The organism is Saprospiraceae bacterium (assembly GCA_016715965.1).
In the GTDB taxonomy this organism is placed as follows: domain Bacteria; phylum Bacteroidota; class Bacteroidia; order Chitinophagales; family Saprospiraceae; genus Vicinibacter.
The window spans coordinates 2,207,367-2,219,232 of sequence record JADJXG010000001.1 but is presented as its reverse complement, the minus strand read 5'-3'; the positions used below and the strand labels follow the sequence as shown (position 1 = coordinate 2,219,232).

Sequence of the window (11,866 nt, the reverse complement as noted above, 5' to 3'; positions counted from 1 at the left end):
ATGTTTAAATTTGAACATTCAGAGTATTTGTTGCTCTTTCTCCTCTTACCCTTGATCTCAATCATCCGATATTTTCTTTTCAAGAGATCTGAAATGGTGCTCAGAAAGCTTGGCCATAATAAATCACTTTCGAAAAGTCTGATTTCACAAAATTCTTTTTCAAAAATTCAAAATATCCTGTGGTACTGTTGTCTTGGATTTCTAATATTCAGTTTAGCCAATCCTCAATATGGTATAAAAAATCAAAAAATACAATCCGGAAATGCACAAATCATCCTGGCCCTTGATGCATCCAACAGCATGTTGGCAGAAGATATAAAACCAAACAGGCTTTCAAGAGCGCAGTTGCTGATCAGACAAATTACCGAGAGTATCAATCCTGGAAAGACAGGCTTAATCAGTTTTGCGGGTGATGCATATCTCCAATCCCCACTTACTTCTGATATTGCAACCATACACTTACTGAGCTCAATCATTAAGCCAGACCAAATACCCACACAGGGTTCTGATCTTGGTGCTGCGATCGAAATGGCCTTAAAAACTTTTCCGGAGAAAGATGGATTTCATAAGCTGTTGATCCTTTTATCTGACGGTGAGGACCATGAAGGGGATGCATTGACTGCCGCTAAAAAAGCAAATGATCTTGGAGTAAGTATTATTACCATCCCCATCGGAACTGAAGAGGGTGCTTATGTGCCGGACCCAAAAACAGGTCTAAAAACAGACCATACCGGCAATGCCATTCGGTCCATTCCAAATAGAAAACTTTTAAAAGAAATTGCGGAAACTGCTTCAGGAGAAATGCTCGAAATTCAAGACACAGAAGCACTCATAAATGGTATTCAAAGCAGGATTAAACACATTCTCAAAAAAGATTTAAGCTTTCAACTAAATAGTGAATTTGAGTCCAGGTTTCAATGGCCTCTGAGTATTGCCATCCTTTTTCTTTTGGCTATTTTGTTCAAACCTCATTTTAAAATGAACAGGAATTTAGCAATCATTCTTATCCTTTACAGTTTTTCTTTTCAAGCAAAATCTCAAAATCCTGCAATGATTGCCAGGAAAGCCGACAAGTTGTACCTTGATTCAAGCTTTCTGGAAGCTGAAGAAAATTATCGAAAAGCAAATAGTATAAAACCGGATTTCAAATATCAATACAATATTGGTAATAGTCTTTATCATCAAGGCAGAATAAATGAAGCAAAAGAGCAATACCTTAAAAGTTTGCAAAATGTTGGACCTCATCAGAAAGATGAGTCAAATGCCTGGTACAATCTTGGAAACAGCCACTACCACACTCAGGAATATCAACAAAGTGTAGATGCTTATAAAAATGCGCTCAAAAAAAATCCGGAAGACCTTGAGTCTAAAATAAACCTGGCAAAAGCTTTAAAACAATTAAAAATCCAGCAACAGCAGCAACAACAGCAGCAGCAGCAGCAGCAGCAACAACAACAGCAGCAACAACAGCAGCAACTACAGCAGCAACAACAGCAACAACAACAGCAAGAACAACAGCAACAACAACAGCAACAACAACAGCAACAGCAACAGCAACAGCAGGATCAACATCAGCAGGAAGGAGGAGAATTAAGCCAGGAAGAAATGGAGAAAAAGCAAGCTGAGCAAATCCTAAAGATGGTCGATCAAATGGATGAAAAAGTAAAACAAAAGTTGAAAAGCAATCAAAGAAAAAAGAAGAGCAAGGATAAAGATTGGTAATAAAAAAAATCCAAGAATGTCCGTAAACTGCAACTACAAAGTCGCAATTTCTCCCTATGCTTCCAAATGAAAATACTCCAGTAGTCTTGCAATGGCAATGCGGTATCCTTCCAAACCAAATCCCTGAATCGAACACCAACAAATATCCCTTATCATCGATTTTTGTCGGAAGGGTTCTCTTTTGTTCAGATCTGTCAAATGCACTTCAATACTTAAGATTCCGATCGCAAGAATTGCATCACGGATACCTATGGAGCTGTGGGTATAAGCGGCAGGGTTGATCACGAGTGCCTGATGCTTTCCTTTGGATTGTTGGATCTTTTCAATTATTTCTGATTCATCGTTCGATTGGAAATAATGCAGATTGAACTGTGGAAATTCAGAAACCAAATATTGAAAATAATCATCCATACTCTGCTGTCCATATTTTTCTGGTTCACGACTACCCAATAAATTAAGGTTTGGACCATTCAGAATGAGAATGGAGGCTATTTTCATTAATTGACCATTTCTGATAAATACTGAAGGCGGACCAAGCGAATTTCTTCAAAAGTAATGTCCTCTTCTCTTAATTCCTTGTAGGCATCCTCTGCAGAGTCGCTGTCTGCTGTGGCAAAGTAATCATAAATTTCGTCGCAAATGGTCTCATCTATGTTGTCTTTAATATAATAGCCGATGTTGAGGCGTGTCCCTGAACTCACAATGATATTTAATTCTTCCATCAGATCTTCCATATTCATTTGTACATTGCGCGCAATGTCCTCTAATGGCATTTTCTTATCAATGCACTTTATGATCTCTACCTTGTATTTTGATTTATCAGCAACCTGTTTAATTTGAAAATCATCTGGACGTTCAATTTCATTTTCTTCTACATACTTTTTAATGTAATCAATAAATGGCTGACCGTAGCGTTCGGCTTTTCCTCGGTTGACTCCTGATATCTTGCACAAGTCTTCCATAGAAATCGGATATTGAGTGGCCATATCTTCCAGAGAAGGATCAAAAAATACCACCCATGGTTTTACCTTGTGTTTTCTGGCGACTTCCAAACGAATCTCCTTTAAGGTAGCAAACAATGCCGGGTCTAAGGCAACACCCTGTGTCGGGGCAATGTCTTCTTCGATTGAGCTCGTATCGCTGTAATCGTGGTTAATGGTGATTTGTACTTTCTTGGGTTTTTTAAGATATTCCAAACCTTGGTCACTAATTTTCAATATCCCATAGGTCTCAATGTCTTTGATAATATAACCCATCAAGATAGCCTGGCGGAAAAGTGAATACCAGAACAAATTACCACGATCCTTACCCTGACCAAATAGTTCATGTCTGTCCAACTCATAATCAAGAATATCCTTGGTATTAATTCCACACAAAAATTCTGTCAGAGGTTTGATGGTAAAATTCTGATTGAGAGAAAGGATCGTGTTAAGGGCTAGTACCAATTCTTCCTTAATTTCTATTTTGGGTTTAGGATGTCTGCAATTGTCGCACATTTTTTTGCACCGGTCTTCCTCAAATTCTTCTCCAAAATAATGCAGCACAAATTTTCTGCGACAGACAGAACTTTCGACATAAGCTTCCACTTCGTCCAAAAGTTGAGCACCCATTTCCCTTTCTGATGCAGGTTTATCCCTAAGAAACTTCTCTAGTCTGGTGAGATCAGCATTTGCAAAAAATGCATAACATTCTCCTGTCATTCCATCACGTCCTCCCCTACCAGTTTCCTGATAATAGTTTTCCAATGATTTGGGAATATCGTAATGGATCACCACGCGAACGTCTGGTTTGTCAATTCCCATTCCAAACGCGATAGTTGCAACAATGACATCAATCTGCTCCATCAAAAAATCATCCTGGACCTGTGTTCTTGCTTTGGAATCCATACCAGCATGATACGGTGAAGCACTCAATCCATTGACTTGAAGAATTTGAGCCAGGTCTTCCGTCGTTTTCCTTGCTTGTACATAAATAATCGCAGACTGTCCCTTGAAGCCTTTTAGGATTTGAATGATCTGCTTGATCGTTTGTTCTTTGGATATTTTAGGTCTGACCTCATAATACAAATTGGATCTGTTGAAAGATTCCAGATAAATGTCCGGATCCTTCATCTCCAAACTCTTAACAATATCTGTTTGAACTTTAGGCGTCGCCGTCGCAGTAAGCGCGATGATCGGAATGTGTTTGTTAATGGCGTTGATCATGTCTCTGATCCTCCGGTAATCTGGTCTGAAGTCATGGCCCCATTCTGAAATGCAATGGGCTTCATCAACTGCTACAAAACTTAGATCTACCGAACTTAAAAATTCAATGGTCTCATCTTTTTGAAGAGTCTCAGGAGCCACGTAAAGTAATTTTGTCTTTGCTTTTGTAATATCCTCCTTGACCTGTTTAATCTCCCCTCGATTGAGAGATGAGTTCAAAAAATGAGCCACCTCGTCTGTTTGCCCATATCCTCTAATGGAGTCCACTTGATTTTTCATCAATGCAATCAATGGAGATATGATGATCGCAGTACCTGGTAACATTAAAGCCGGCAATTGATAACAAAGTGATTTGCCACCGCCTGTCGGCATAATCACAAAAGTGTCCCTTTCGTTTAAAACGGACTTAATGATAGCCTCCTGGCTACCCTTGAACCCATCAAATCCAAAAAAGTAATCTAATGCTTCGTGTATTTTCTCTGAAGTATACATCCTTAGTCTGTCTAATCTTTAATCGGTTGGGTATTCCTAAATACCATGAAAAGTATAAAGTTACAATGAGTCTGGTGAATGAATGCTAAGGTATTTCAAAATTTACAAAATATTACCAGATAATTTACTCTTTTTGCATTTCCATTGTAAATCATAAAATTATGTTAGAAAAATGATCGACCAAATACTTCAATACCAAGCAAAATCAAAGAATCTGGAACCAACTGCAACTGAAATCAGCCAGATGAATGATCAAATCATCCATTTTGCCCTTGGGTTTATCCAACAGCTGGATCAGTTAAAAGCCTATCGTCCCATTCCGGATATGAAAGGACGCATGGAGGACCCTGAAAAAGTGGAGTCTTTGGATCAAATATTGCAGCAACTGAAAACTGATATGACCGACATTGGCTTAAACCCCGCTTCCGGTGGTCATTTAGGGTATATCCCTGGAGGTGGACTTTATGCTGGTGCGATGGGCGACTTACTTGCTGCAATAACAAACCAATATGCTGGAATTTTCTATGGTGGCCCCGGTGCTGTAAAAATGGAAAATGAATTAATCCGATGGCTTTGCCAGCTCGTCGGATTTCCCAAAACAAGCCTTGGGAATTTGACAAGTGGTGGATCCATAGCCAATTTAATTGCTTTTGTAACCGCCAGAGAGGCAAAAAAAGTTAAATCTGCTAAAATTCCTCATCAATGCATCTACCTCACCACACAAGTACATCATTGTGTGCACAAAGCCATAAGAATTTGCGGTTTGGAAGAGGCTAATATCCGATATATTCGGATGAATGATGAATTTAGAATGGACACCGGGGAGTTGGAAGCAAAGATTAAAGAAGACATACGGACTGGTTTATCTCCTTTTATGATGGTAGGAAGTGCTGGAACCACAGACGCAGGAGCGGTCGACCCCTTGAATGAGATGGCAACAATCGCAGAAAAGTATGGGATCTGGTTTCATGTTGATGCTGCATACGGTGGATTTTTCTGTTTATCCGAATTGCCAAGACCCGACAAACTCAAAGTCCATGATCTCTTTAAAGGTATTGAAAGGGCTGATTCCTTGGCCATCGATCCCCATAAAGGAATGTTTCTTTCTTATGGGCTGGGCGCTGTTTTGATAAAAGATATTGATTCTCAATACAAAGCGCATTATTACCGCGCCTCTTATATGCAGGACAATGTCCAAAGTCAGGACGAACCCAATCCGGCGGATCTATCCCCAGAACTCACCAAGCATTTTAGAGGTCTCAGGCTTTGGTTGCCTTTAAAACTTTATGGAAAAGAAGTATTTGTCAATGCACTGAATGAAAAAATACTACTTTGTCGCTATTTTTATTCAGAAGTGCAGCAATTGGGTTTTCAAACGGGCCCATATCCTGATCTTTCGGTTTGTATCTACAGATATGTGCCTGAAAATATGGATACCCAACTCTTCAACCAAAAACTCGTTTCGTTTGTGGTAAACGATGGACGGGTTTTTGTCACCAGCACTACCATTGACGGGACTTTTTGGATTCGTCTGGCTGTCCTGAGCTTCAGAACCCATTTATATCACATTGAGACCTTGTTGTCGGTTTTGAAAATGGGTTGCAAAACTCTTTTGGAGAAATAGATTGAGGGTGATGGACTTTTATTGGAATGAAAGTCCAGCTCATAAAGATAAAATTCCGTCTCTTTGCACAATAATTATCAGGTACCAAACACATGCGAGTATCAATAGACTGGTTAAAGCAATACCTCAAATTCGATGAATCACCGGAAGAGATCTGTGACATATTGACTTCTCTTGGTCTGGAAGCTGAGGGAATGGAAAAAATGGAATCGGTCAAAGGTGGGTTGGAAGGAGTGGTTGTCGGTCAGGTGCTTCAGGTGTGGCCTCACCCCAATGCTGACCGGCTTAAACTGACACGCGTGGATATTGGAGCTACCGAAATACTTCAAATTGTGTGTGGTGCAGCCAATGTAGCCGAAGGTCAAAAAGTGTTGGTGGCGAAAGAAGGCAGCACAATCCATCCCATATCCGGAGAACCACTTACCATTAAAAAAGGTAAAATCCGGGGTGAATTTTCTGAAGGAATGATTTGCGCGGAAGATGAGTTGGGTCTTGGAAAAAGCCATGAAGGAATCATGGTTTTGGAGGATGATGCTCCTGTTGGGCAGGCAGCTGCTTTGTTTCTAAAATTAGAATCGGATCAAATTATTGAAATTGGCCTGACGCCTAACCGCGCCGATGCCACCCATCATTTGGGCGTAGCCCGCGATATTCTCGCTTGGTTGAGGGTCCATAGAACCCCAAATGCAAGCTTGGTTCTTCCACCATTGGCTCCCATCCATCAAATAAGTCAAGGATCAAAGGAATTTAAAATCGAAGTAGAGGATTTTGAAAAATGTCCAAGATACTCCGGCGTCATTATAAATAATATCAAAGTTGCGCCGTCGCCAAAATGGCTCCAGCAACGAATCACTTCGATGGGCCACAAACCAGTCAATAATATTGTGGACATTACCAATTTTATTCTTTTTGAAATGGGTCAACCGCTGCATGCCTTTGACCTCAAACACCTTGCCAAAGGCGTCCGAATTAAACAGGCTGAAAAAGATGCAAAGTTCGTCACGCTGGACGGCATGGAAAGAAAATTGGATTCTGAAGACTTAATGATTTGTAATTTGGAAGGAAAGTCACTTTGCATGGCTGGCGTCCTCGGTGGTTTAGACAGCGGTGTAAATGAAGATACCGTTTCCATTTTTTTAGAGTCCGCGCATTTTAATCCATCCAGCATTCGAAAGACTTCAACAAGACATTTGATTTTCTCACAGGCGGCTAAAATATTTGAAAAAGGATCAGATCCCAATCTCTGTTTAACTGCATTACAACGGGCCGTTTACTTAATTCAAGACATCGCCGGAGGAAAAATAGAAGGTGATTATTTTGACCGTTATCCCAATCCCGTACTCCCTGTAAAAATTCATCTTTCCTTGGAGGAAATCAGTTCGCTGACCGGCATTGCTTTGGATGAATCCACATTAAAACAAATCTTTTTGGCTTTGGAAATGGATTTCACCGACCATAGAGATGGAAATTTTACAGTTGAAATTCCGAGTTCCAAACCAGACGTCAAAAGACCTGCTGATCTGATCGAAGAGATTTGCCGGGTGTACGGATTGGACCATATTCCTGTACTCCCAAAAATACAAATATCCTTTCCAAAGAAAATAAAGTCGTCCTATTCTTTGCGAAAAAAAATGGCCGATTGGTTAACAGCCAATGGTTTTCATGAGACCATGACCATTTCACATGCTTCATCAGCTCTGGCACTGAAATCAGAAGTATGGAAAGATGACGAGCTTGTCTACATTCACAATACAAGCAATACCTCTTTGAATATCATGAAACCATCTGTATTGCTTTGTGGTCTTGAAAACATCGCTTTTAATCAAAACAGACAACAAGCTGATTTGGCAATTTTTGAATTTGCGCGAGAATACAGAATCAATGAAGGCAAGATCCATGAGTCATCAAAACTCGGGATTTGGTGGACCGGACAAATGCAGGCGGCCCACTGGCTCAAACCCAAACCTGAGGGATATCATTTTTATGATTTAAAATCTACCGTTGAAGGACTTTTGTATCATTTTGGGGTCTTGCACCAGGTAAAACCAGAAGATCCGGGGATGATGGAAGGAGGCATTTGGGAATACGGACAGAAATGGGGCAAAGTGGCCATCGGCGGGCTTGTTTCCACCCGCTTCACCAAAATGTACGACATTAAAAAATCAGTTTGGTTTGCCCAGTTTAATCTGGATCGTCTAGAGCAGTTGTTTCAGAAATCTCCAATTCCATTTAAAGAAATCAGCAAATTTCCAAGCTCATCCAGGGATTTGGCCGTTGTCATTCCCGAAGAGCTAAGTTATCAGAAAATCAAAGACCTGGCAATTAGGAAATTGGGGAAAACCTTGATTTCTATTGAGTTATTTGACGTATATCGAAACTCAGAGCTGCTGGGTGCCGGTAAAAAATCGTATGCGCTTCATTTTGAATTTAGCTCATCGGAAGGCCCTCTTTCGGCGAAATACCTGGATCAGTTGATGCAGAACTGTATTGAAGAAATGGAAAGTGAATTTGGGGCCCTGGTTAGAAAATAACCTGCCTTTTTACCTTGGGAAAAACGAAATTCTGACTATATTTGCACCAAAGGATGTTGAAAAGTTGTTTTGACTTAACGAATCCTGAATTTTTTAATATATAAAGGTCAGTACCATAATATTTTATGTGAAAACCTGAAGGAATTGGTGCAATTTAACATTATATAGCGGTATTCAAAGTGTTTAACAGCAATAAATACAAGACTTCGAGTTCGCCCCAACTTGTCCATGTGGCTATAAAGGCGAGTTTTCATTGGATATTCTGATATAACATACCTTACAACGCTACGCTCTAATCCTTTTGGAATTCTGGTAAATTCAATGAATTGGTCTGACCAACAAATTGTTATTGCAATATGGATCCAATCATTGGTTTAATTTTGGGTTTGCTTGGAGGCAGCGGAATCGGATTTTTTATCATCCGCGCTGTGGTGGCAAAATCAAATCAGAAAAAACTAGAGGATATCAACAAATCCTCGGACCTCGAACTTGAAAAAGCGAGAATAACAGCCCAGAGAATCCTGGATGAGGCCACCAACAAAGCGGATAAAATCATATCCAAGGCAGAGGCCAAAAACGACGCAATCAAGCAACAAAAAATCCTAGAAACCAGGGAGAATTTCAACAAGCTCAAATCCGAATTCGAATCTTTTAAAAACAGTCAGATGATTGATTTAAAAGAGAGGGAACTCAAAGTGAGCGTGATTGAAAAAGATGCCCGGCAAATGAAGCAGGATATTGAAATCCGAGAAGCTGAGATCAATACCTTGCGAGAAAATCTGGAAAAACAACTAAAAATTGTTTCCAAGAAAAAAGAAGAACTCGAAAACGCCAACGAAGAGCGCATCCAGCAGCTCCAACAAATAGCTCGTTTAACGGAATCTGAGGCCAAGGAATTATTGCTTCAGGCTGTAAAAGCCAAAGCTGCGAATGACGCTCTCGCGATGGAAAAAGAAATTGTGGAAAATGCAAAAGCCAACGCCAACAAAGAAGCGAAAAAAATAGTGATCCAGACCATTCAAAGGATGTGTGCAGAATACACCATTGAAAATTCTGTTTCCGTCTTCAACTTAGACAGCGATGACATTAAGGGACAGATCATCGGAAGAGAAGGAAGAAATATCCGTGCTCTGGAAGCTGCTACAGGTGCCGAGATCGTGGTTGATGATACTCCGGAGGCCATCATTATTTCCAGTTTTGACCCTATCAGAAGAGAGGTGGCCAGATTGTCTTTAAAACGTTTGGTGGCAGACGGTAGAATCCATCCTGCCAGAATTGAAGAAGTTGCTGCCAAAGTGAAAAAGCAATTGGAAGAACAGATTGTAGAAATAGGCGAGAGAACGATCATTGATTTAGACATTCATGGTTTGGATCCATATCTGGTGAGAATGATTGGAAGAATGAGATTCAGATCATCTTATGGACAAAATCTTTTGGAACACTCTATGGAGACTGCCAATCTATGTGCCGTAATGGCTGCAGAACTTGGTTTAAATCCAAAGCAGATCAAGATGGCCAAGAGAGCCGGACTTTTGCACGATATTGGAAAGGTGGCAGAAGAAGAATCCGAACTTTCACATGCGCTTTTTGGAATGAAGCTCTGTGAAAAATACAAAGAGCATGAAGTCATCATCAACGCGGTGGGTGCCCACCACGATGAGATTGAAATGAACAATATCATCTCTCCGATCGTCCAGGCATGTGATGCCATCTCAGGCGCGAGACCGGGAGCCAGAAGGGAAATTCTGGAGTCGTATCTCAAACGCATCAATGAATTGGAAGAACTTGCCATGACTTACGAAGGTGTTTCCAAGGCCTATGCTTTACAGGCAGGGCGCGAACTTCGCGTGATTGTGGAAAGTGAAAAAGTCACCGACCAATATGCGGATGATTTGGCATTTATGATCTCTCAAAAAATCCAGGATGAGATGCAATATCCTGGGCAGGTCAAGGTTACGGTGATTCGTGAAAAACGTGCGACCGCTTTTGCAAGATAAACCTTATTAAATGAATAAAATGCTGAAACAATTCTTATTTCTGATTCTGTTTTCAATTTTGTGGACAAGCAAGACAGATGCCCAATTTGAGGTGAAGGCTCAACCAATTGCATTTCTCTTTGAGGCCTTCCCAATTTCCTTAGAATACGGTTTTAGAGAAGATTGGGGTTTTGAGACCGATATGATCGCAGCAGATGGTCTTTTCCAATTGACTCCGGGTATCAAATACTACTTTAATAATTCAGAGCGGGGATTTGACCGATGGTATTGCGGAGCTTTTGGACTTTTGGGGACATATGGAAGCGACGGAGTTATAGGTTTCGGATTTAATGGCGGATATAAATATGTGTCCAGAAAAAATATCATTTTTGAAATCGCCCTGGGTATTGGAAGAGGGTTTGGTGATGGGACCGAAGACAATATCATTGGTACAGGAAAACTTCATCTGGGCTACCGCTTTGGTTCAAATAAATAATAAGATGAATCTTTTTCGATAGACCTTACAATTCGTAAAAAGCTTGTAACAATTTAATCTGATTGCGGTAAAGTAAAACCCTTTTATCCAATTCCAATTTTTTCAAAAGTCTGGAAATCACTACCCTCGAAGTTGCTAGATCCTGAGCGATCTGTTCGTGACTAAGGTTGATCAAAGTAGAATCGGTAGCTTTGGATTTTTCCATTAAAAAATGGACCACGCGTTCATCCAATTTTTGAAATGCAATTTGATCCAAAGTTTTCAATAACTCATTAAATCGAAGATGAATGGTCTGCATGACAAATTTCTTCCAGCTAGAAAATTTATTCATCCATTCATCCATCAAATATCCTGGCAATAAAATGACTTCGACCTCCTCTTCAGCAGTGGCTCGGATCTCACTTTCATGGTGCTCCATGCAACAAGTAAAGGTCATGGCGCAACTCTCCTGAGAATTTACATAATACAAAAATACTTCCCTTCCTTCGTCATCGATTCGACTCACTTTGATCAAACCAGACAAAACCAATGGTATTTGATCCAATACCTGACCCGGTTCTATCAGATGAGCACCAGCTTCTATTTTTCTATAATTTCCCACCTGTCGAATCTGATCAACAAGTGCTTTTTCAAATATTTTTTCCAATTCCGTAAGACTGTGCATGCAACAAAATTACTCCAATTGAATAAATCTCTGAGGAGAATCTTACTTTGAATTTTTCAAGCAGTCTTTAAAGTTTAACCAGTTTATGGCATTGTAATAAAGTATTGTCATACACGAAATAAATTGGAAAATGAAATCCTTTGATATTAAAAAATAG

At 40.1% G+C, this 11,866-nt stretch carries 8 protein-coding genes; 5 read left to right on the top strand and 3 right to left on the bottom strand.

Going from position 1 to position 11,866, the window contains the following annotated elements; genetic code table 11:
* The gene (locus IPM48_08220; GenBank protein MBK9271570.1) at positions 1-1,722 is read left to right on the top strand and encodes a VWA domain-containing protein; all 1,722 of its coding nucleotides are present in this window, start codon (positions 1-3) and stop codon (positions 1,720-1,722) included.
* A 54-nt stretch (positions 1,723-1,776) separates the two neighbouring features.
* On the opposite strand, the gene IPM48_08215 is transcribed toward IPM48_08220, so the two are convergent.
* Positions 1,777-2,220, bottom strand: a complete 444-nt coding sequence (locus IPM48_08215) for a 3-dehydroquinate dehydratase (GenBank protein MBK9271569.1) — start codon at positions 2,218-2,220, stop codon at positions 1,777-1,779.
* Positions 2,220-4,418, bottom strand: coding sequence for an ATP-dependent DNA helicase RecQ (locus IPM48_08210; protein MBK9271568.1), 2,199 nt, complete (start codon positions 4,416-4,418; stop codon positions 2,220-2,222). Before IPM48_08210 ends, IPM48_08215 begins: the two co-directional genes overlap by 1 nt.
* A 172-nt stretch (positions 4,419-4,590) precedes the next feature.
* Here IPM48_08210 and IPM48_08205 point away from each other — a divergent pair, with 172 nt between their 5' ends.
* The 4 genes from IPM48_08205 (at position 4,591) to IPM48_08190 (ending at position 11,045) form a co-directional block, all read left to right on the top strand.
* A complete protein-coding gene (locus IPM48_08205) occupies positions 4,591-6,042 on the top strand; it encodes an aminotransferase class V-fold PLP-dependent enzyme (protein ID MBK9271567.1) in 1,452 nt (483 codons plus the stop codon).
* A gap of 92 nt (positions 6,043-6,134) precedes the next feature.
* Positions 6,135-8,573 carry a phenylalanine--tRNA ligase subunit beta gene (locus IPM48_08200; GenBank protein MBK9271566.1) on the top strand — a complete coding sequence of 813 codons (2,439 nt, stop codon included), beginning with the start codon at positions 6,135-6,137 and terminating at the stop codon, positions 8,571-8,573.
* Positions 8,574-8,929: 356 nt separating this feature from the next.
* Positions 8,930-10,570 (top strand): ribonuclease Y, encoded by a 1,641-nt coding sequence (gene rny / locus IPM48_08195; GenBank protein ID MBK9271565.1) that lies wholly within the window; start codon positions 8,930-8,932, stop codon positions 10,568-10,570.
* A gap of 19 nt (positions 10,571-10,589) precedes the next feature.
* Positions 10,590-11,045, top strand: a complete 456-nt coding sequence (locus IPM48_08190; GenBank protein ID MBK9271564.1) for a hypothetical protein — start codon at positions 10,590-10,592, stop codon at positions 11,043-11,045.
* A 25-nt stretch (positions 11,046-11,070) separates the two neighbouring features.
* Here the strand turns inward: IPM48_08190 and IPM48_08185 are convergent, their stop codons facing one another.
* Positions 11,071-11,709, bottom strand: coding sequence for a Crp/Fnr family transcriptional regulator (locus IPM48_08185; GenBank protein ID MBK9271563.1), 639 nt, complete (start codon positions 11,707-11,709; stop codon positions 11,071-11,073).
* Positions 11,710-11,866 lie beyond the last annotated feature (157 nt).

Coding starts and splice junctions, on each gene's coding strand:
- rny (MBK9271565.1), top strand. CDS start 8,930: ATGGATCCAATCATTGGTTTAATTTTGGGTTTGCTTGGAGGCAGCGGA.
- IPM48_08220 (MBK9271570.1), top strand. CDS start 1: ATGTTTAAATTTGAACATTCAGAGTATTTGTTGCTCTTTCTCCTCTTA.
- IPM48_08185 (MBK9271563.1), bottom strand. CDS start 11,709: ATGCACAGTCTTACGGAATTGGAAAAAATATTTGAAAAAGCACTTGTT.
- IPM48_08215 (MBK9271569.1), bottom strand. CDS start 2,220: ATGAAAATAGCCTCCATTCTCATTCTGAATGGTCCAAACCTTAATTTA.
- IPM48_08200 (MBK9271566.1), top strand. CDS start 6,135: ATGCGAGTATCAATAGACTGGTTAAAGCAATACCTCAAATTCGATGAA.
- IPM48_08190 (MBK9271564.1), top strand. CDS start 10,590: ATGCTGAAACAATTCTTATTTCTGATTCTGTTTTCAATTTTGTGGACA.
- IPM48_08210 (MBK9271568.1), bottom strand. CDS start 4,418: ATGTATACTTCAGAGAAAATACACGAAGCATTAGATTACTTTTTTGGA.
- IPM48_08205 (MBK9271567.1), top strand. CDS start 4,591: ATGATCGACCAAATACTTCAATACCAAGCAAAATCAAAGAATCTGGAA.